Raw genomic sequence first — 20,320 nt, 5'->3', positions numbered from 1 at the left:
ACCCCGGCCCCACGGACACCGACCTGAACCCGGCCGACGGGCCGAACGCCGCCGCCATGTGCTCGTGCCCGAGCCGGAGGCGCAGCACGGAGCCGCTCGTCGTCGGCAGGCCCTTGGCCGCCAGCACCGCCTGGTTGGCCGACCGGGCGGCGCGCTCGGTCCGCGCGTCGAGCCGTACCGCCAGCAGGTCCACCGGGCCGGCGGCCACGGCCGGGACGAGCCGCCCGCGGGTGCCGGGGTCGGCGAGTGCGCCGGCCACCACGCGGGCGAGCCGGTCGGTGGCGGCGAGGACGGGACCGCCGGTGGACGGCGCCGGCGGGGCACGCCGCGGTACGTCGTCGGGACCGGCCTGGGCCGGTGCCGCCGTGGCGGCGATCAGGGTGGTCGCCGCCAGACAGACCGACGACGCGGCGAGTCGGAAGGAACGTGGCTTCATACGGACCCCTCTGGGTGCGGCGCCGGCTCGTGACCGGCGCGGCCGGGTTTGCCGGATGACCGCCGTCGACATAGGAGTACGTCAATGCCATCGGCGCGCCGGCACGCCGGTGCGGCACACATCCGACCGCGGCGGCAGGCGGACCCGGCGTCTATTGCGCGCCGGCCGGTCTCGCCCAGGCTGGCGGACGGCCGGGATACCTGACTAAAGTCAGGCTTATGGAATCGGAGCTCGTTGCCGCCGTGCGGCGGTTCAACCGGACGGTCACCCAGCGGGTCGGCGCGCTCGACGACGAGTACATGGCCCGCGGCCGGCCTCTCGCACAGGCGCGGCTGCTGTGGGAGATCGGCCCCGGCGGCGCCGAGGTCGCGGCGCTACGGGCACGGCTCGGCCTGGATTCGGGATACCTCAGCCGGCTCCTGCGCACCCTGGAGAGCGACGGGCTCGTGACGGTCGGCCCGGCGGACGGCGACGGACGGGTCCGGATGGCCGCCCTCACCGACGCCAGCCGGGCGGAGTGGGCCGAGCTGGACAGGCGCTCCGACGACCTGGCCTGGTCGATCCTCGAACCGCTCAGTGAGCGCCGGCGCGGGCGGCTCGTCGCGGCGATGGCCGAGGTGGAACGACTGCTCGTCGGGTCGATGGTGGTCGTCGAGCCGTGCCCGCCCGGCGACCCCCGGGCGCGTGCCTGCGTGCGGGCGTACGCCCGGGACGTCGCGGGCCGGTTCGACGACGGTTTCGACCCGGCACTGAGCAGCCCGGTCCACGACGAGGAACTCGTTCCGCCCGCCGGCGTGTTCCTCCTCGCCACCCTCAACGCCGAACCTGTCGGCTGCGGCGCCGTCAAGCTCCACCCGGACGCACCCGCCGAGATCAAGCGGGTGTGGGTGGCGGACAGCGTACGGGGCCTCGGGATCGGGCGACGGCTGCTCGACGAGCTGGAACGGTACGCCGCCGACCGGGGCTGGACGGCCGTACGGCTGGACACCAACCGGAACCTCACCGAGGCGATCGCGATGTACCGCGCCGCCGGGTACCGGGAGATCGAGCCGTACAACAGCGAGCGCTACGCCCACCACTGGTTCGAGAAGCGCCTGGTGCCGTGACGGACCGTACGGCCCCGCTCAGCTGACGCGGTTCAGACCCCGACGGCCGGTGCGGACGCGCTGGCTGTCGACGCGGTAGCTCTCCGCCGCCAGCATCCGGCCGGCCGCCTCCAGCCCGGTCAGCGCGGCACCGTAGGCGGTGACCTCCCGCTGGAAGTGCTCCACCTTGGAGTACCAGAACTTCAGCTCGGGGTTCATCCCCTTGGCGTTGATGTAGTTGACGATGTCAGCCTCGGGCGTGATGCCCTGTCGCGCGTAGCAGCGGTCGAACCGGGCCTTGGTCCGCTCGTACTTGTCGGTCATGGCGGTCAGGCCGGCCTCGGCCTCCAGCAGCCGGTCGCGCAGGTACCGCACGTAGGTGCTGGGGACCGGTGACGCGGCGGGCGCCGGGCGGGACGCGGGAATCGGCGACATGGCGATCACCCGACCCGTTCCGCGACGGCCGACCCAGGGGTGGCCGTCCATCGGGGATCGGGTCCACTGTGGAACAGCATGACCGGCCTCCTTCCTCCGGTTGATCAGCCCCCGAGGCGGCGCGGGGGTCGCGCCACTGGCGCCGTCGGGGCGACGATGCCGCTCACTCGGGGTCCAGTGACGTCCTTCTACCCACTGGCACGGCTGCCATACCCTCCGGCGCGGCCCACCGCCGCCGCCGCGCTGCCGGCGACGGGCGCGTCCACCAGCGGTACGCCAACAGTGCGACGTCCATGGTCCGCAACGCTAGAGGCGGCACAGCCATGCGACCAACGAATGTCACGCATGGCTGCGATGCGGCAGACGCATGGCAGGATGGCGGCGTGCAGCCACACGCCCTGGAGGTCTTCCGCGTCGTCGCCGCGCACGGCTCCATCACGGCGGCGGCGCGGACGCTGCGCTACACGCAGTCGGCGGTGTCGCGGCAGATCGCCGCGCTGGAGGCCGACCTCGGGGCGCCCCTGTTCGACCGGCTACCGCGGGGCGTCGCCCTCACCGAGCCGGGCCGCTGCCTGCTCGGTCACGCCGAGGCCGTACTCGACCGGCTCGACGCCGCCCGCCGCGACCTCGCGGCCCTGCGCGACCTGACGGCCGGCCGGCTCCGGGTCGGCGCGTTCCCCACGGCGGTCGCCGCGCTCGTGCCGCGTGCCCTGGCCGCGTTCCGGTCCGCCCACCCCGACGTCGCCCTGTCCCTCGTCGAAGGACTCACCCCGGGGTTGCTGGACCGCCTGCTCGCCGGGGACGCCGACGTCGTGGTGGTGAGCGCGGCGCCCGACCAACCCCTCGACGCCGACCGGTTCGACCTGCACCACCTGCTGGACGAGATCCTGCTGGTGGCGGTGCCCCGGACCCACCGCCTCGCGCGCCGACGCACCGTCCGGCTCCGCGACCTCGCCGACGACGCGTTCATCGCGGGCTCGGCGACCGCCGAGCAGACCCTGCTGCGCGCCACCGTGCCGGCGGGTTTCCGGCCCCGGATCGACATCGTCGCCGCGGAGTGGACCGGCAAGCTGGGCTGCGTGGCGGCCGGGCTGGGGGTGGCCCTGGTGCCCGCCCTCACGGTGCGGGCGACGCCGCCCGACCTCGCCCTGCTGCGCCTGCACCCCGACGACGCCGGCGTCCGCCGGGTCTTCGCCGCCACCGTCGCCGGTCGCAGCCGGCCACCGGCCGTCCAGCGGTTCCTCGCCCACCTCGACGAGGTGGCGGCCGGCCTGGCCTGACTCCACCCGGCCCCCCAGCCGTCGCTCAGCGCGGGGACGTGTCCACGGCGGGCAGGCCCAGGCGGTCCGCCGCCAGGGCGGCGAGGACGTCCGCGGGCAGCCGGAGGTCGAGCACCACGCCGTGCTCGTCCGGCCCGAGCGGCTCCAGGATCGCCGCCTGGGAGTCGAGCAGGCTCGCGGGCATGTACGGATGATCTCGCGTCGCCATCCGCTCGCGGATCACCTCGGTCGGGCCGTCCAGGTGCACGAACTCCACGTTCGGCGGTCCCTGCCGGAGGACGTCCCGGTAGGAGCGCTTGAGCGCGGAGCAGGTCAGCACCGTCGAGACCCCCTCCCGGTGGCGGGCGGTCATCCAGCCGGCGAGGTCACGGAGCCAGGGCCACCGGGCGGCGTCGTCCAGCGGTACGCCGGAGCGCATCCTCGCCACGTTGGCCTCGGAGTGGAACTCGTCGGCCTCCGCGAAGGTCAGTCCGGTCAGCTCGCCGAGGAGCCTCGCCACCGTCGTCTTGCCGCAACCGGACACGCCCATCACGACGATGTGCCGGGGCGGCCGCCGGTCACCAGTCATGGACGGTGCCGTCCTTGAGGCGGTTGAACGGCAGGTACGCCGGCTGGTACGGGAACCGCGCGGCGGCCTCCTCGTCGAGCTCGACCCCGATGCCGGGCTGCTCGCCCGGGTGCAGGTAGCCCTCGGTGAAGGTGAACGACTGCCGGAACACCTCGTTGGTGAGCGGCCCGTGCTGCATGTACTCCTGGATGCCGAAGTTGTGGATGGCCAGGTCCAGGTGCAGTGCGGCGGCCATGCCGACCGGTGAGATGTCGGTCGGTCCGTGGATGCCGGACTTGATCTGGTACTGGGCCGCGAAGTCGAGCAGCTTGCGCATCGCGGTGATGCCGCCGGTGTGGGTGACGGCCGAGCGGACGTAGTCGATCAGCTGTTCCCGGATGAGGGTCTGGTAGTCCCACACGGTGTTGAAGACCTCGCCGATGGCCAGTGGCGTGGTGGTGTGCTGGCGGACCAGCCGCAGCGCCTCCTGGTTCTCCGCCGGCGTGCAGTCCTCCAGCCAGAACAGGTCGTACGGCTCCAGGTCCTTGCCGAGCCGGGCGGCCTGGATGGGGGTCATCCGGTGGTGGCCGTCGTGCAGCAGCGGAAGCTCCGGGCCGAACTCGTTGCGGACCGCCTCGAACACCCCGGGCAGGTGCCGCATGTACGAGCGGGTGTCCCAGTCCTCCTCGGCCGGCAGCGGCGTGCGCTGGGCCGGTTCGTAGTCGTACCGCTTGCCGTCGACGCTGGGCTGCGCGGCGACCCCGTAGACGGCGTTGATGCCGGGCACGGAGGTCTGCACGCGGATCGACCGGAAGCCGAGGTCGAGGTGCCGGCGGATCGAGTCGAACAGCTCGGGCAGGTCACGGCCGGAGGCGTGCCCGTACGCCATGATGCCGGTGCGCGACGCGCCGCCGAGCAGCTGGTAGAGGGGCATGCCGGCCGCCTTGGCCTTGATGTCCCACAGGGCGATGTCGACCGCGGCGATGGCGGCCATGGTGACCGGCCCGCGCCGCCAGTACGCCGAGCGGTACAGGAACTGCCAGGTGTCCTCGATGCGGTGCGGGTCCCGCCCGATCAGCAGCGGCACGACGTGGTCGCGCAGGTACGACGCGACGGAGAGCTCCCGCCCGTTCAGGGTGCCGTCACCGAGGCCGATGATCCCCTCGTCAGTGGTGATCTTGAGGGTCACGAAGTTGCGGTCCGGGCTGGTGACGATGACGTCGGCAGCGGTGATCTTCACGGGTGGTGCCTTTCTTCACGGTTGTGGCGACGGCTAACGGAGGACGCTTCCGGTCTCGTGGCCCTCGAGAAGGGACAGTTCGGCACGGCGGGGCAGCCCTTCGCAGTCACCCCGGCTGGAGACCGCGAAGGCGCCGAGGGTGGCCGCGCGGCGCAGGCGACCGGCCAGGTCGAGCCCGTCGAACCACCCGGACAGGTAGCCCGCGGTGAACGCGTCCCCGGCGCCGACGGGGTCGACGGCGGTCACGGTCAGCGCCCCGACCTGCTGGATCCCGTCCGGGGTGTGCGCCCGGGCGCCGTCCGAGCCCAGCTTGACCAGGACCGTCCGTACGCCCCGCCGGAACAGGTCCGCCACCACGGTGGACTCGTCGGCTTCCGGGTCCCCGACGAGGTCCAGCTCGTCGGCGGAGGCGATGACGACGGAGGCGTACCCCGCCAGCGGGGTGAGCACCTCGCGGGCGCTGTCCCGGGACCAGAGCCGCGCGCGGTAGTTGACGTCGAGGCACACCGGGATGCCGGCTTCGGCGGCGGCCTGGGCCGCCCACCGGGTGGCCTCCCGGGCGGTGTCGGACAGCGCCGGGGTGATCCCGGTCAGGTGCAGCATCCGCGCGCCGGCGGCCAGCGGCGCCCGCAGGTCGTCGACGTCCAGCGCGGACCCGGCCGATCCGGCCCGGTGGTACTGCACCCGGGTCAGGTCGGCGGTGCGCTGTTCCAGGAACATCAGGCCGGTCGGCCGCTCGGCGTCCCGGGTCACGCCGTCGACACCGATGCCCTCCGCGCGAAGCTGCCGCAGCGTGTACTCGCCGAACTCGTCGCCGCTCACCCGGCCGACCCAGGCGGCGCGGTGGCCCAGCCGGGCCACTCCCACGGCCACGTTGGACTCGGCGCCGGCCAGGTGCATGGTCAGCGACCCCCCGGCCGCGAGCGGACCGGCCGAGCGCAGCGACACCATCGTCTCGCCGAAGGTGAGCAGGTCCGGTGCGGTCATCGGCGCGTCCACTCCCCGACCGCGGCGAGGTAGGTGCGGGCCCGGGCCCGCAGGGCGGCCAGGTCGCCGCCGGAGGCGGCGTCGCCGACCAGCGGCCCGCCGACGCCGACCGCGATCGCGCCGGCCCGGAGGTAGCCCGGCACGTCGTCCAGGCCCACGCCGCCGACCGCGACGAACGGGATGTCCGGGAACGGGTCGCGCACCGCCCTCAGGTACGCCGGCCCCCCGACCGACACCGGGAACACCTTGATCGCCGACGCCCCCATCCGCATCGCGGTGTACGCCTCGGTGGGGGTGAACGCCCCGGCGGCGACCGGGATGCCGCGGCGCGCCGCCTCGGGGATCGACTCGACCACGGCCGGCGTCACCACGAACTGCGCGCCGGCGGCGGCGACGTCGGCCACGTCCGCGGTGGTGAGCACCGTGCCGGCGCCGACCAGGGACCCGGCGGGTGCCACCGCACGCAGCGCCTCGACCGCGCGCGGGGCGTCCGGCGTGGTGAGGGCGACCTCGACGATGCGTACGCCCTCTTCCAGCAGGGCGGTGCCGGCGGCGATCGCGCCGGCCGTGTCGGTGCCGCGGATGACCGCCAGGATGCGGGCGTCGGCGAGTTCGGCGGTGAGGTTGACGGTCATGTTGATCACCATTCCGCGTAGGAGCCGTCGCGGTGCCGCCAGGTCGGGCTGCGCCAGGCGTGGCCGCGCTTGTCCGCCGCCCGCACCGCCTGTTCGTCGATCTCGATGCCCAGGCCGGGTGCGGTGAGCCGCTCGACGTACCCGTCGACGAACGTCAGCGGGGTCTTGTCGAGGCAGTAGTCGAGCACCTCGGCGCCGAGGTTGTAGTGGATGCCGATGCTCTGTTCCTGGATCAGGTAGTTCGGCGTGGCGAAGCCGACCTGGAGGCAGGCCGCGAGCGCGATCGGCCCGAGCGGGCAGTGCGGGGCGAGCTGCACGTCGTACGTCTCGGCCAGCGCGGCGATCTTGCGTACCTCGGTGATGCCGCCGGCGTGCGAGAGGTCCGGCTGGGCGACCGCGATGCCGGCCTGGAGCACCGGCAGGAACTCCTGCCGGTTGTAGAGCCGCTCCCCCGTGGACACCGGGGTCGTGGTGGAACGCACGAACTCGCCGATCAGGTGGGAGTTCTCCGGCACCACCGGCTCCTCGAGGAAGAACGGCCGGAACTCCTCGAGCAGCGGGGCGACCCGGCGGGCGGTGGCGAGGGTGAACCGACCGTGGAAGTCGACCGCGACGTCCCGCTCGTCGCCGAGCACCTCGCGGGCGGCGGCCACCCGCTCGACGACGCCGTCGAGTTCGCGGACCGAGGCGACGGGGCTCATCTTCCCGGAGGCGTTCATCTTCACCGCGGTCAGGCCGGACGCGACGGCGGCGCTGATCTGGTCGCGCACCTCGGCCGGCTCGTCGCCGCCGACCCAGCCGTAGACCCGGATCCGGTCCCGGACGGGGCCGCCGAGCAGCTGGTGCACCGGCGCGCCGAAGTGCTTGCCGGCGATGTCCCACAGCGCCTGGTCGAGCCCGGCGACGGCGCTGGCCAGGATCGGCCCGCCCCGGTAGAACGAGCCCTTCGTCATCACCTGCCAGTGGTCCTCGATGCGCAGCGCGTCCCGCCCGATCAGCAGCTCGCTGAGCTGCTCGACGGCGGTGCGGACCGTCTCCGAGCGGCCCTCGCAGGTCGCCTCGCCCCAGCCGACGATCCCGGAGGTGGTCTCGACCCGGACGAACAGCCAGCGTGGTGCGACGAGGAAGGTCTCCACCCGCGCGATCGTCGTCATGGCCTCAGCCCTTCGTGGCGCCGGCGGTGAGGCCGGAGACGATGTACTTCTGCACGAACAGGGCGATCAGCATGATCGGGAGGGTGACCACGGTGGCCGCCGCCATCAGGCCGCCCCAGTCGATGCTGGCGTAGCCGACGAAGTCGAAGATCGCCACGGGCAGCGTCTTGGTGTCGGCGCCGGAGAGCACCAGGGCGAACATGAAGTTGTTCCAGGAGAAGATGAACGACAGGATGCCGGCCGTGGCGACGCCGGGCACCGACAGCGGCAGGGTGATCCGCCGGAACGCGCCGATGTGGGTCAGGCCGTCGACCAGTGCCGCCTCTTCGAGCTCGGTGGGCAGGCCGTCGAAGTAGCCCATCATGATGTAGACGATCAGCGGCAGCGACACGAACATGTGGCTGAGGATCAGCACCGTGTAGCCGCCGACCATCTGCAGGTTCGAGAAGACGTAGTACCAGGGCACCAGCAGCGAGACGCCGGGGATCACGCGGGCCATCAGCACGACGAGCGCGGACTTCTTCATGTTGAAGCGACTCATCGAGTACGCGGCCGGCACCCCGAGGATCAGCGAGAACACGGTGGCGGCGAGCGCCACCCAGAGGCTGTTGCCGATGAACTGGACGTAGTTCGCCCGCTGGAGAACGGTGTCGTAGTTGTCCAGGGTGGGCGTGAAGACGAACGCCTTGCCCGTGTCGTAGATGTCGACGTTGGTCTTGAACGACGCGGCCACCATCCAGAGCAGCGGCGCGATCAGCGAGAACACCACCAGGACGAGGGCGACCGCCCGGAACGCCTTGAACGGCTTGCTCGGCTTCATCGCTCCAGCCCCTTCTTGCGGTAGGTCAGGGCCCACATCACCCCGATGATGATCAGGAAGAAGATGATGAGGACCGTCGATGAGACGCCGTAGTCGTTGTAGTCGAAGCTGAGGCCGTAGGCGTAGACGTTGAGGGTCTCCACCTCGTGGAACGACCCGCCGCCGCGCCCCTTCGTGGCGTACAGGATGTCGAACGTCTTCAGCGCGTCGATGCCGCGCAGCAGGATCGCGACGATCACGGTGGGCATCAGCAGCGGCAGCGTGACGTGCCGGAACCGCTGCCAGGTGCTGGCGCCGTCGATCAGCGCCGCCTCCTGGGGCTCGTCGGAGAGCGAGGTCAGGCCGGCGAGCAGGATCAGCACGACCATCGGAGTCCACTGCCAGATGTCGATGAACATCGTCGTCGGCAGGGCCGAACTCTGCCCGGACAGCCACGGCTGCGGGCCGATGCCGACCCAGCTGAGCAGCTGGTTCGCCATGCCGATGTTGGGGTCGAAGATCAGCCGCCACATCATGCCGACCGCCACCGGAGTGGCCACCAGCGGCAGCAGGATGGCGACCCGGACCCACTTCTCGCCACGGAAGGGCCGCCACAGCAGCAGGGCGATCGCCATTCCGAGCACGACCTCGACGAGGAGCACGACGCCGGTGAAGAGGACCGTGCGCCACACCGCCGGCCAGAAGCGGTCGGTGTCGGAGAGCACGTCCAGGTAGTTCTGGAAGCCGATGAACTCGCTCTCGGCGCGTACCGAACCCTCGGCGTCGGTCAGGCTGAGGTACCCGGTCCAGGCCACCGGAAAGATGATCAGCACGGCGACGAACGCCATGGCGGGTGCCGCGAAGAGCCACTTGCGGTGCGTGTTGGCCCAACGCGACCAGGCCGATTCGACCGGGGCCGTACGGGCCTCAGGCGATCTGGTGACTGGTGTGGTGACGGCTGACATGAGGTCTCCGGGTTCGAGGGGGCCAGGGGTCCCGGCGCGGGGTGGCGGAGCCGGTCGGCCCCGCCACCCCGCGGTCGGACTACTTCGCCTCGTCGTCGAGGAACTTCTGGAACGCCTCGTTGGCGGCGTCCGCCGAGGCGGCCGCGTCCTTGCCGGTGATCGCGTCGACGATCGGCTGGCCGACGATCTCCCGGGCCCGGGCGACCTTCTCGACCAGCGGGCGGTCGTGGCCGATGCCGTTGGCGGTGCTGACCTTGGTGGCCTCGGCGAGGTCCTTCGGGTAGGTCGCGGTGCCCTCCGGGTTGGCCCAGACGGAGGTGCGGGCGCCGGGGACACCGGCCTTCTGCTGCGCCAGCGACTGCTCCTTGCCGGCCGCCCACTGGATGAACTTCCAGGCGTTGTCCTTGTTCTCGGACGCGTCGTTCACGCCGAGCGCCCAGGACGGGATGTTGTACGGCTTCGAGCCGGCCGGGCCGGCCGGGAAGGTGGCGAAACCGACGGTCTCGGAGACCTTCGACTTGGCCGGGTCGGTGGCGTTCTTGTAGAGCGAGTTCGCCTCGGTGTAGAAGGCGGCCTTGCCCTGGGTGAAGATCGCCATCGCCTCGGACCAGCTCATGTCGGTGCTGATGTTCTCGGGGCCGTGCTCGCGCAGCAGGCCGCCGTAGTAGGCGTACGCCTGCTTGGCCTGCTCGGTGTTGACGGAGGCCTTGCCGCTGCCGTCGACGAAGTCACCGCCGAAGCTGTACAGGAAGCTGGAGAACTGGGTGACCGCGGCGGCCTTGCCGGTCCGGGCCACGAAGCCCGCGACACCGGGGTTGTCCGCCTCGACCTTCGCCGCCTGCGCCTTGAGCTCGTCGAGGGTCTTCGGCGGGGCGGTGAAGCCGGACTTCTCCAGCAGGTCCTTGCGGTAGTAGAGGACCTCCTGCTCGGTGATGATCGGTACGCCGACCAGCTTGTCCTCGTACGTGGTCGCCTGCACCGGTCCGGCCTGGAAGTCGCCGAGCTCGAACGCGCTGTCCGACCTGGCCTTGTCGCTCAGGTCGGCGAGGTACTTGTTCTTGGCGAACAGCTTCCCCTCCTGCAGCGGCCGGTACATCATCACGTCCAGGTCGCGGGACCCGGCGTTCAGCTTGACGTTGTACTGGTCCGACAGCTGGTCCTCACCGAGCTGCGTGACCTCGACCTTGAGCCCGCTCTGCTTCTCGAACTCCGGCAGGGCCTTCTTGATGTTCTCCGTCCAGACGTGGTTGACCAGCGTCACGCGGAGGGTGTTCGACCCGCTGCCGCCGTCGTCGCCACCGCCGCAGGCGGACAGGCCCATGGCGGCGACCACGGCCAGAGAAGTGCCGATCATTGCTCGACGTCGCACGCTTGTCTCTCCTTCTGTCCTGGTCGCTGCCCGGTAGGGCGCTACCTCGGTGTTTACATCCGCTTAACGTCCGGATGCTAGGCCGAAAAAGCAGACTTATTCAAGAGGTTGATCTAACTGATACGATCCAGGCGTGGAACGGTACTCCTCGAGGGGCGCAGCCGCCCAGAACGCCCCTGCTGAGGCCGGGCTGCACGCACGCGTCCTCGAAGACCTCGGCACGGCCATCTGCGGAGGTGAGCTGGCGCCCGGGGCGATCCTGAACATCGACGAGCTGGTCGAGCGGTACGCGGTGTCCCGCTCCGTCGTCCGCGAGGTGCTGCGGGTGCTCGCCTCGATGGGGTTCATCGAGACCCGCCGCCGGGTCGGGGTCATGATCCGCACGCCGGACGCCTGGAACGTCTTCGACCCGCAGGTGATCCGCTGGCGGCTCGCCTCGGCCGGCCGCATCGCCCAGATCCGCTCGATCACCGAGCTACGGACGGCGGTGGAGCCCCACGCCGCCTGGCTCGCCGCCGCCCGGGTCGGCCACGACGAGGCGAGTGAGCTCGTCGGCCTCGCCGCCAAGATGTGGGCCGCCGGCAAGGCCGGCGACGAGGAGCGGTTCCTCCGCCTCGACATCGAGTTCCACCGCCGGGTGCTGGCCGCCTCCGGCAACGAGATGTTCGTCAAGCTCCAGGACCTGGTGGCCGAGGTGCTCAGCGGTCGGCACCACTACCACCTGATGCCGCACCATCCGCACGAGCAGGCGCTCCAACTGCACGCCGACGTGGCCCAGGCGATCCAGCGCCGCGACGGCGACCGCGCCCGCAGCGCCATGGTGCAGATCATGGAACAGGCCTTCGACGAGATGACGGCGATCTGGGAGCAGGCCGGCACCCCCGCTCCCTGACGGTGCCCCGTCCCGGCCGACGTAGTCTGTGACGCCTGGTTGATCGAATACCCGATCTTTCTCATGATCGGCGCCGACCGGCCGAAAGACCCCTCCGTGCCCGGCTGACCACCGGTACATCGGTGGCCCGCTCCGGCCATGCGGCCGGACGGCGTGCGGGGCTACCGGGCGGTGGGGATCCTGTCGGGCCGGACGCGGACGCGGGTCACCAGGTAGCCGAAGGCCGCCGCCGTGAAGAACATGACGATGCCGTAGACGGCCGCCGGGACCGCCATCCGGGTGTTGTCCAGCAACGCCGGGCTGAGCGCGACCGTGATGGCCAGGGTGCTGTTGTGGATTCCGATCTCGAACCCGGCCGCCGTCGCGGCGCTCCGGTCGCGACCGGGACGAGCACGCTGGCGAACACCTGCAGCACCTTGTCGAACTGCAGGCCGATGCTCCGACCGTCGGCGAGGAAGTACGCCGCCGACAGGTTGACCACGATCGGCAGGGTGAACACGGCGAGCACCGCAATCCCCCGTGCGGCCGGGTGCGGCTCTTGACCGGCGGATGTGGTCGGCTTAGCTTCATCAATCAGAAAGGTGTCTTTACTATTTTCGCTCCATCCCTCGATGGGAGTGCCGATGCGACCATTCCGTCACCGCCGCCTCACCGCCCTCGTCGCCCTGGCGACCGTGCTGGTCACCGCCGCCCCACCGACCGCCGCGAGCGCGGGTGACAGCGGGAGAGACCGTTCCGGCTACCACCGGGTCGGCTACTTCACCCAGTGGGGCATCTACGGCCGGGCCTTCCCCGTCAAGAAGCTCGACACCTCCGGAGCGGCGAGCCGCCTCACCCACGTCAACTACGCCTTCGGCAACGTGAGCGAGGACGGGCGCTGCTATGTGGACGGTGGGCCGGGTGAGGGTGACCCCTGGGCCGACTACCAGCGCCCGGTCCCGGCCGAGGAGAGCGTCGACGGCGTCGCCGACGCCTGGGGCGAGCCGCTCAACGGCAACTTCGGTCAACTGGCCGAGCTCAAGGCCCGGCACCCCGGCTTGAAGGTGATGATCTCGCTGGGTGGCTGGTCCTGGTCGACGTACTTCTCGAACGCCGCCCGCACCGACGCCTCCCGCAAGGCCTTCGTCGCCTCCTGCATCGACCTCTACCTCAAGGGCAACCTGCCGGTCCTGGACGGCGGCAGCGGCGGACCGGGTGCCGCCGCCGGCGTCTTCGACGGCATCGACCTGGACTGGGAGTGGCCGAACTGGCCGGGTGAGCCCGGCAACGTGATCCGGCCGGAGGACCGGGAGAACTTCACCGCGCTGCTCGCCGAGTTCCGCCGGCAGCTCGACGCGTACGGTCGGCAGACCCGCCGGCACTACCAGCTGACCGCGTTCCTGCCGGCCAACCCGGCGGCCATGGACGCCGGGTACGAGGGCCGCAAGATCTTCCGGTACCTGGACTTCGCCACGGTGCAGGGGTACGACTTCCACGGCACCTGGGAAGCGGTGACCAACCAGCAGTCGGCGCTGCGCGTGCCGGCGGGAGCCCCGGACAGCCCGGACTTCTCGGTCGAGGTCGCGATCGACGGCTGGATCACGCGGGGCGCGCCGCGCCACAAGCTCGTCCTCGGCATCCCGTACTACGGTCAGGGCTGGACCGGCGTGACCGGTGGTGGGGACGGGCTCTTCCAGCCGGCGGCCGGGCCGGCGCCGGGCACCTTCGCCGCCGGGTCCGAGGACTACCGGCAGCTCAAGAACCTGCCGGGCAAGGGCTTCGCCGTCCACCGCGATCTCCGGGCCGGGCACGCCTGGCTGTTCGACGGTACGACCTTCTGGACGTACGACGACCCGGCGGTCGTGCTCCAGAAGACGCTCTACATCCGACGGGCGGGTCTGGGCGGAGCGATGGTCTGGTCGTTGGACGGCGACGACGACAACGCCACGTTGACCAGGATGATCAGCCTCGGGCTCGCGACGCGGTAGCCGCGCCCGGCAGCCGGCCGGCACTCGGGGTGACCCGGTGCCGGCCGCGCCGGCCGGCCCGCCGGAGAGCATCAAGAGCGCGCTGCACCGGACCACGACGGCCTGTCGGTGGGATCGATGGCTGACTAGGGTTACCGGATGCCCCGCTACGCCGTCGGTCTGCCGAATGTCGGACCCTTCGCTGAGGCCCGGCAGCTCGTCGACATGGCCGTCGCGGCCGGGGAGCGGGGGTGGGACGCCGTCTTCCTCTGGGACCACGTGCTCTACCAGGACGACTGGCCCGTCACCAACTCGGTCGTCGTCGCCTCCGCGATCGCGGCCCGGACCTCGCGGATCAGGCTCGGCGTCCTGGTGACGGCTCTTCCCAGACGTCGGGTGCAGACGGTGGCTCGGGAGACGGTCACTCTGGACACCCTCTCCGGTGGCCGGCTGGTCTTCGGGGCGGGCATCGGCTCGATGGACAGCGAGTACGCCGCCTTCGGCGAGGATCCCGACCTGCGAAGCCGCGGCAGACGGCTGGACGGTGGCGGGGTGGGGTCGACGCCGCGTGGCAGCGCATCCAGCAGGGCCCTCCCGCCTGACCCACGGGGCCGGCCCTGAACACCGTCCGGTAGGTCCCGGTAAGTGGTAGACAGGGTCGGTGTGGGGACGACGGGCGACGTGTGCCTCTGCCGTACTGCTCGCGGTCGGGCTGGTGACCGCCGCGTGCCGCACACCCTCGCCGTCGCCCTCGCTGTCGCCCTCGCCGCCGGCGCCCTCCCGGGCCGCCGCGCCGCCCCTGCCGGGGTTCGTGGTGCTCTCCGACGTCGACGACCGCATCCGCACCGACATCCGGTACGCCACCGCGCACAACTTCGTCGGTCGCCCACTGGCCGGCTACCTCGAGCCGCTCTGCCTGCTCACCCGCCCGGCCGCTGAGGCGCTGCGCAAGGTGCAGGACGCCGCGCTCGCCGAGGGCCGCACCCTCAAGGTGTACGACTGCTACCGCCCGCAGCCGGCGGTCGACGACATCGTGGCGTGGGCGCGCCAACCCGGTCAGGAGCAGACGAAGGGCGAGTTCTACCCTCGGGTGCCGAAGTCGGACCTGTTCGACAAGGGTTATGTGGGTGCGCCGACCACGCACAGCAGCGGCAGCACCGTGGATCTGACTCTGGTGGACGTGAACGCGCCGAGCCAGGCCCCGTACCGGCCCGGGCAGCGGCTCGTCCCCTGCACCGCCCCGCCCGGCCAGCGGTTCGCCGACGACAGCGTGGACATGGGCACGGGTTCCGACTGCTTCGACCCGCTCGCCCACACGGACAGCCCCCGGGTCGGCCGAGAGGCGCGCGCCAACCGGGACCTGCTGAGCGAGTTGATGACGCGCGAGGGGTTCGTGGGCTACGACAACGAGTGGTGGCACTACAGCTACCGCGACGAGCCGCACCCGGACACGTACTTCGACGCGCCGGTCGCCCGCTCCTCGGTCGGCTGACCCCAACCGCGCGCCCCGTCACCTCCTCGGCGGTGTGACACGTCCAGGCCCAAATGTGCGGGGAACAATCCCCTGTACTGCACAGGACGAATTCCGGGCCGTCCCGACCTGCGCTTTCTTCACACCGGCCACGACTTTCCTCCGATGCCCTGCGCGGGCACTCAATCGGCGACCATGATGCCGATGTCGACGCCGTTCCGCCGTCAGCGGGACGGCCGCTACCGCACAGGCGATTCGAATACTCCGTTTGCAGGGCATCCGGAAGGGTCTGGTCGCATGTCCGTTCGCAAGCTGCGCTACGTGTTCGGCGCACTGGTGCTGACGCTCTGCTCGGCAGCCGTGGCGCCCGCCGAGAACGACGATGTCTGCATCAATCCCCGGACCGGCCGGGAGGAGGACGCGCACGGTACGAGCTTCATGGTCGCGTCCGCCCACCCACTCGCCACGGAGGCCGGCTGCAAGATCCTCGCCAGGGGCGGCCGGGCGGCGGACGCGGCGGTAGCGGTGCAAGCTGTTCTCGCGGTCGTGGAACCGCACGCCTCCGGCCTCGCCGGCGGCACCCTCATCAACTACTGGAATGCCGATTCGAACGACGTCCGCTTCTTCGACGGCATGGCCAGGGCTCCGCAGAACGTCACCGAGAACCTCCGGACGCCCACCGAGCAGGAGAAGAAGGACCTCAACACGGAGCGCTTCCCGAACGCCGCCTCGGCCACCGGACGGTCCTTCGGCGTACCGGGGACACTGCGGGTGCTCGCGGATGTGCACGAACTGTACGGCGAGCTTCCCTGGGACGAACTGTTCGAGGACGCGATCCGGCTCGCCGCCGACGGCTTTCCGATGTCCGCGAATCTGCACGAGGGTTTCGAGGAGCGCTTCAACGGACGGAAACGCTGCAACTATCCGGATCTGCGCCCCCGGTACTGCAACGGTGACGAGCCGAAACCGGTAGGGACGACGATTCGCAACCCGGACATCGCCCAGGTGTTGCGGGAGGTCCGGGACGGCGGCGCGGACGCCTTCTACGACCCGAACGGGACGATCGCCCCGGCGATCACCCAGCACGCGGCGAAGGGTCCGATCAAGCTGAAGGGCAACACCGCCGGCCCGGTGGTGATCCCGAGTCTGATGACCCCGCAGGACTTCGCCGACTACAGCGCCATCGAACGCACCGAGGTGTGCCGGAGGATGTTCAGCGTCAACATCTGCACCTCGCCGCCGCCGGCCTTCGGCGGTGTGGCGGTCCTGGAGATGCTCGGGATACTCGAACGTGGCCAGGTCGGGAGGACGAGACCGAACTCGACCGACCGTACCCACCTCTCGATCGAAGCCAGCCGCCTGGCGAACCTCGACCGCCGCGCCTACATCGGCGACCCGGATTTTCACGGTGTGCCGGTCGAGGGGTTGCTCCAGGGCCCCTACCTCGACCAGCGCTTCTCGCTCTACAAGCCTGATCGGGCGATCCACCCGGTCGAGCCGGGTGACCCGCAAGGTGTTCCCCCGCCCGGGCCCTCGATCTCCGACGAGCCCGCCACCGTCGACGTCGGCGATCCGACCAGCAACGTGAGCATCGTCGACGCCGAGAAGAACGCGGTGTCCATGACCACCACCAACAACAGCCACTTCGGGTCGCACCTGGAAGCGCGGGGGATCATCCTCAACAACGCGATGAACAACTTCACCGACACGAACTCGGTCTCCCCGGGCAAGCCGGTGAACGTCATGCAACCGAAGAAGCGGCCCACGGCCTCGATGGCGCCGACCCTGGTGCTCGACACCCAAGCGCGGGAACTGCGGCTCGTGATCGGCGCTGCCGGCGGCTCCCACATCCCGGACTACGTCGTCCAGGCACTGGTGGGGATCGTCGTCGACGGCATGAGCCCGGCCCAGTCCCTCGACCAGGGCCACTACAGCGGCCAGGACATCACCCGCCGGTGCGACGGGGAGCGGGACGCACCCTCCGAGGTCGAGGCCGGCCGGCGGATCGCCACCCAGGTGGCCGACCTGGTGGCCCGGGAACACCCGTGTCCGCGGGTCATCGCCCTGGACAGCGGCCTCACCGCGATCGAGGTCCGTGGGGACCGGATGCGCGGCGCGGCGGACACCCGCCGGGACGGCGCCGCCGCGGGGCGCTGAGCGTCCCACCGCAGCCGGAACGTCGGCTGGGCAGTGAGCCCAGCCGACGTTTCCGTGCGTGCCTGACGTCCCGCACCGTCCGTCGCGGATGGGGACGACGGGCGCCGGTCAGATCCGGCGGGCGGTGCGCCAGCGCTCCGCCCAGTAGCCGGCGCCGTCCAGGATCGACTCGCCACCGGTGTCGCCCATGGTCGGCCCGTCCGCCACCGCCCGGCTGGAGATGAACCGGTGGTGGCCGCTGTCGTCGATGCCGAGATAGATGCCCGAGTGCTCGATGTGGCCGTCGACGACCGGCCCCGCGTTGAAGAACAGCAGGTCGCCGGGGAGCAGGCGGTCGAGGCCGCGGGCCCGGTGCCCGGAGTTGGGCATCAGTTGCACCCCGGGGCCGATCTCCGCCATCGCGTACGCGCGCCGCGGCAGACCATCACCCGGCGTGTTCGTGCCGCGCAGCGGATAGCCGAGCCGGTGCCCGTAGACCATCCGCAGGTATCCCGAGCAGTCGAGCGCGAGCAGGCGCTCCGGCTCCGGCACCCCGGCCTTTCCGTCCAGGAACGTCCAGGCCATCCCCAGGTAGTCGTAGAAGTCGGACTTCTCCGCCCGACCATCCGGGTCCAGCGGGTCCAGCGGCCCGAACGAGGCGTCACCCGAGTACTGCTGTCCCTGATTGTCCTTCTTGACCGGGGCGCCTTCGATGTATTCCATCGAGATCGCCAACACGTCCGGAGAGCGGTCGTGGCGGGCGGCCGAGAGCCAGTCGCTGAACCACTGCTCCTTCTCCGCGCCGGCGTAGTAGGGCCGCGGCGCCAACCGCACCCAGACCTTCGACTCGACCTTGGATGGCGTGTTCCCGGACTCCTCGAAGGTCCGCGACGGCCCGTACATCTGCACCGTCCGGGCGCCGTCGGTCATGATCGCGACCGGTTCGCCGGAGGAGTCGATGATCTCCGTACGATCCGGCGAGGTCGAGCGCTGGTAGGTGTAGCCCGACGCGCCGAGTGCCGTGTCGTCGGCCGCCTGCGCCCCGCCCAGGGTCAACTCCGGCTGGTCCCCGGCGGACGGCCGGAGCACGACGTAGGCGACGGTGCTCGCCACGATCAGCATGGCGAACCCCACCATGGTCAGCAGGACGGTCGGCCTGCGAAGGTACGTCCCGTTGATCATGCCCGTGATCTCCTTTCGCGACTCGGTCCCGGCCGGTCAGGTGACCGGCACGAAACCGGCGACGACGCCGCTGTACGCGACTCCGAAGGTGATCCCGGTGACGACGACGGTCGCCAGGATCGTGGCCTTCGGCGGCTGACGCACCAGCTGGTACGCGATCAGACCGGGGATGACGAAGCCCAGGGTCTGGTGGGCGAACAGCAGCGGAAGGTCTCGCTGGACGATCACGAAGAGGGTCAGCTGCAGCAGCACGCTGAGCAGCACGATCGCGGCGAACAGCCGCTTGCCGTAGAGGATGACCACCCGTTGCATCAGCCGGGTGAGCACGTACGTCAACACGGTCATCCCCGCGATGATCAGCGCCTGGAGCTGGTCCTCGATCAACGTCAGCGCGATCCACCCGGGTGTGATCATCCCGCCGGGTGAGAGGTTGGTGGTCAGATAGCACAGCAGCGCGAACACCAGCCCGATGCCGAGGCTCGCCGTGGCCAGCTGTGCGCTGAGTTCCCCGCCGAAATTCATCATCGGATCCTTTCTCCGGTCGGCGTACGGAGCATCGAGCCGCCCTCGGACCCGTCCTCGCAGGTCCAACTGGGCAGTGTCGCCAGCTCGTGGAGCAGCACCTCGCCCTGCCCGTGGATGTTCCCGACCGCGACGATCGACGAGTCGTCGGGTGCCGCCGCCGTCACGCCTTCCAGTAGTTGTTCGGAGGGAAGCTTGCCCCCCAGGTCGACGACCCGGTCCTGAAGATCCGCCGGCACGGTCGACCGTGCGCTCTTGGTCGGCTCGCCGATCAGGACGAGACTCTCCGGTTGCACCCGTGCGGTCAGCTCGCCCATCTGGCCGTTCCGCTCGATCCGGTCCGGCCGACAGTTGATCACCATGGTCAGCGGACGGGTGATCAGGCGCTGCTCCTCCAGCTGCTTGATGTTCATCAGCGTGGACTCCGGGTCGTTCGCGGCGAAGATGTTGGCGAACCGGAGCCGCTTGTCGCCCTGCAGCACTCGCGCCACCGACAACGCACCAGGGTCGGGCGGCGCCTCCCACATGCCCTTGAGCGCGCTGTGCCGGTCGACACCCAACTGCTCGGCCACCGCGAGCGCGATGGCCACGTTCTCCTTGAACGTGATCCAGCCGAAGCCGTCCATCTCCTTGTCGGTGACCGAATCCGGGTCGACCGGGATGAGCCGGCAGTTACGCCGTTCCGCCTCTTCCCGCAGAATCGCCAGCCGGTCCCGCTCCGCGGTGATGCAGACGCCGCCCTCGGGCATCGACCGGCTCAGGGAGCGGGCGACGTCGTCCAGGGTGGGACCCATCTCGGCGAGGTGGTCCTCGCGTACGTTGCAGAGCACCCCGATGTTCGACTGGATCAGCTTGCTCTGGTTGCACTCCTGCAGTGCCGGCATCACGGCCATGCACTCGATGACCAGCGCGTCCGGGTGGTACGTCGCACCTCGCCGCACGATGCCGATCTGTTCCACCACGTTCGGGATGCCGAACTTGCGGTAGACCGGCTCCTCGCTGGCGTCGGGGAAGATGAACCGGGCCGCCGTGCCGGTGGTCTTGGCGACCACCACTCGACCACCTCCCCGCAGCGCCCCGGCGCAGAGCCGCGTGATGGAGCTCTTCCCCCGGATGCCGTTGACGAGCACCCGGTCCGGGATCTTGCGCAGGTTGCGAAAGTGGTTGCGCTGTTCACGCACGCCGGCGACCAGCAGAGCGGCGCAGCAGAGGACGTAGACGATGTAGAGGTATCCCACG

At 70.8% G+C, this 20,320-nt stretch carries 19 protein-coding genes and 1 pseudogene; 7 read left to right on the top strand and 13 right to left on the bottom strand.

Features of this window, described 5'->3' with window-relative positions; genetic code table 11:
- Positions 1 to 654: 654 nt before the first annotated feature.
- Positions 655 to 1,542, top strand: a complete 888-nt coding sequence (locus HCJ94_RS20710) for a helix-turn-helix domain-containing GNAT family N-acetyltransferase (RefSeq protein ID WP_168002684.1) — start codon at positions 655 to 657, stop codon at positions 1,540 to 1,542.
- An 18-nt stretch (positions 1,543 to 1,560) separates the two neighbouring features.
- On the opposite strand, the gene HCJ94_RS20705 is transcribed toward HCJ94_RS20710, so the two are convergent.
- Complete coding sequence (locus HCJ94_RS20705; protein ID WP_168002683.1) at positions 1,561 to 1,956, bottom strand: hypothetical protein; 396 nt, start codon at positions 1,954 to 1,956, stop codon at positions 1,561 to 1,563.
- Between the two features lie 383 nt (positions 1,957 to 2,339).
- On the opposite strand from HCJ94_RS20705, the gene HCJ94_RS20700 reads away from it, so the two are divergent.
- Complete coding sequence (locus tag HCJ94_RS20700; protein ID WP_309227359.1) at positions 2,340 to 3,236, top strand: LysR family transcriptional regulator; 897 nt, start codon at positions 2,340 to 2,342, stop codon at positions 3,234 to 3,236.
- Between the two features lie 25 nt (positions 3,237 to 3,261).
- Here HCJ94_RS20700 and HCJ94_RS20695 read toward each other — a convergent pair whose 3' ends face one another.
- From HCJ94_RS20695 to HCJ94_RS20660, 8 genes are all read right to left on the bottom strand, one after another.
- The gene (locus HCJ94_RS20695; protein ID WP_168002681.1) at positions 3,262 to 3,804 is read right to left on the bottom strand and encodes a gluconokinase; all 543 of its coding nucleotides are present in this window, start codon (positions 3,802 to 3,804) and stop codon (positions 3,262 to 3,264) included.
- Positions 3,794 to 5,023, bottom strand: coding sequence for a D-mannonate dehydratase ManD (manD, locus tag HCJ94_RS20690; RefSeq protein WP_168002680.1), 1,230 nt, complete (start codon positions 5,021 to 5,023; stop codon positions 3,794 to 3,796). Before manD ends, HCJ94_RS20695 begins: the two co-directional genes overlap by 11 nt.
- A gap of 33 nt (positions 5,024 to 5,056) precedes the next feature.
- The gene (locus tag HCJ94_RS20685) at positions 5,057 to 6,010 is read right to left on the bottom strand and encodes a sugar kinase (protein ID WP_168002679.1); all 954 of its coding nucleotides are present in this window, start codon (positions 6,008 to 6,010) and stop codon (positions 5,057 to 5,059) included.
- Positions 6,007 to 6,645 carry a bifunctional 4-hydroxy-2-oxoglutarate aldolase/2-dehydro-3-deoxy-phosphogluconate aldolase gene (locus tag HCJ94_RS20680; protein ID WP_240944373.1) on the bottom strand — a complete coding sequence of 213 codons (639 nt, stop codon included), beginning with the start codon at positions 6,643 to 6,645 and terminating at the stop codon, positions 6,007 to 6,009. The genes HCJ94_RS20685 and HCJ94_RS20680 overlap by 4 nt, the downstream gene beginning before the upstream one ends.
- Positions 6,646 to 6,650: 5 nt before the next feature.
- A complete protein-coding gene (gene dgoD, locus HCJ94_RS20675; protein ID WP_168002677.1) occupies positions 6,651 to 7,799 on the bottom strand; it encodes a galactonate dehydratase in 1,149 nt (382 codons plus the stop codon).
- A gap of 4 nt (positions 7,800 to 7,803) precedes the next feature.
- Positions 7,804 to 8,619 (bottom strand): carbohydrate ABC transporter permease, encoded by an 816-nt coding sequence (locus HCJ94_RS20670; protein WP_168002676.1) that lies wholly within the window; start codon positions 8,617 to 8,619, stop codon positions 7,804 to 7,806.
- Positions 8,616 to 9,446 (bottom strand): carbohydrate ABC transporter permease, encoded by an 831-nt coding sequence (locus tag HCJ94_RS20665; RefSeq protein WP_168002714.1) that lies wholly within the window; start codon positions 9,444 to 9,446, stop codon positions 8,616 to 8,618. The genes HCJ94_RS20670 and HCJ94_RS20665 overlap by 4 nt, the downstream gene beginning before the upstream one ends.
- 196 nt (positions 9,447 to 9,642) lie before the next feature.
- Positions 9,643 to 10,932 (bottom strand): ABC transporter substrate-binding protein, encoded by a 1,290-nt coding sequence (locus HCJ94_RS20660; protein WP_309227358.1) that lies wholly within the window; start codon positions 10,930 to 10,932, stop codon positions 9,643 to 9,645.
- A gap of 133 nt (positions 10,933 to 11,065) precedes the next feature.
- Here HCJ94_RS20660 and HCJ94_RS20655 point away from each other — a divergent pair, with 133 nt between their 5' ends.
- Complete coding sequence (locus HCJ94_RS20655) at positions 11,066 to 11,824, top strand: FadR/GntR family transcriptional regulator (protein WP_168002675.1); 759 nt, start codon at positions 11,066 to 11,068, stop codon at positions 11,822 to 11,824.
- 161 nt (positions 11,825 to 11,985) lie between these two features.
- Here HCJ94_RS20655 and HCJ94_RS20650 read toward each other — a convergent pair.
- Positions 11,986 to 12,335 (bottom strand): annotated as a pseudogene (locus tag HCJ94_RS20650) (bile acid:sodium symporter family protein); the annotation flags it as partial.
- 112 nt (positions 12,336 to 12,447) lie between these two features.
- On the opposite strand from HCJ94_RS20650, the gene HCJ94_RS20645 reads away from it, so the two are divergent.
- From HCJ94_RS20645 to HCJ94_RS20630, 4 genes are all read left to right on the top strand, one after another.
- Positions 12,448 to 13,791 (top strand): glycoside hydrolase family 18 protein, encoded by a 1,344-nt coding sequence (locus HCJ94_RS20645; protein WP_168002674.1) that lies wholly within the window; start codon positions 12,448 to 12,450, stop codon positions 13,789 to 13,791.
- A gap of 138 nt (positions 13,792 to 13,929) precedes the next feature.
- The gene (locus HCJ94_RS20640; protein WP_168002673.1) at positions 13,930 to 14,391 is read left to right on the top strand and encodes an LLM class flavin-dependent oxidoreductase; all 462 of its coding nucleotides are present in this window, start codon (positions 13,930 to 13,932) and stop codon (positions 14,389 to 14,391) included.
- 40 nt (positions 14,392 to 14,431) lie between these two features.
- Positions 14,432 to 15,262: a M15 family metallopeptidase gene (locus tag HCJ94_RS20635; RefSeq protein WP_168002672.1), complete on the top strand. Its 831-nt coding sequence runs from the start codon at positions 14,432 to 14,434 to the stop codon at positions 15,260 to 15,262.
- Positions 15,263 to 15,538: 276 nt separating this feature from the next.
- A complete protein-coding gene (locus HCJ94_RS20630; RefSeq protein ID WP_168002671.1) occupies positions 15,539 to 17,398 on the top strand; it encodes a gamma-glutamyltransferase family protein in 1,860 nt (619 codons plus the stop codon).
- Between the two features lie 108 nt (positions 17,399 to 17,506).
- On the opposite strand, the gene HCJ94_RS20625 is transcribed toward HCJ94_RS20630, so the two are convergent.
- Genes HCJ94_RS20625 through pgsB form a run of 3 tightly spaced genes read right to left on the bottom strand, consistent with a single transcriptional unit; the run spans position 17,507 to position 20,319 of the window.
- The gene (locus HCJ94_RS20625) at positions 17,507 to 18,559 is read right to left on the bottom strand and encodes an NlpC/P60 family protein (RefSeq protein WP_240944372.1); all 1,053 of its coding nucleotides are present in this window, start codon (positions 18,557 to 18,559) and stop codon (positions 17,507 to 17,509) included.
- A 36-nt stretch (positions 18,560 to 18,595) separates the two neighbouring features.
- On the bottom strand, positions 18,596 to 19,081 hold the full coding sequence (locus HCJ94_RS20620; protein ID WP_168002670.1) for a poly-gamma-glutamate biosynthesis protein PgsC/CapC: 486 nt from the start codon (positions 19,079 to 19,081) through the stop codon (positions 18,596 to 18,598).
- Entirely contained in the window at positions 19,081 to 20,319 is a 1,239-nt protein-coding gene (gene pgsB, locus HCJ94_RS20615; protein WP_168002669.1) for a poly-gamma-glutamate synthase PgsB, read from the bottom strand. The genes HCJ94_RS20620 and pgsB overlap by 1 nt, the downstream gene beginning before the upstream one ends.
- Position 20,320 lies beyond the last annotated feature (1 nt).

The sequence above is a fragment of the Micromonospora thermarum genome (assembly GCF_012034245.1).
GTDB classification, from domain to species: domain Bacteria; phylum Actinomycetota; class Actinomycetes; order Mycobacteriales; family Micromonosporaceae; genus Micromonospora; species Micromonospora thermarum.
The sequence above is the reverse complement of the archived record's forward strand: the minus strand, read 5'-3'. Positions and strand labels throughout refer to the sequence as shown.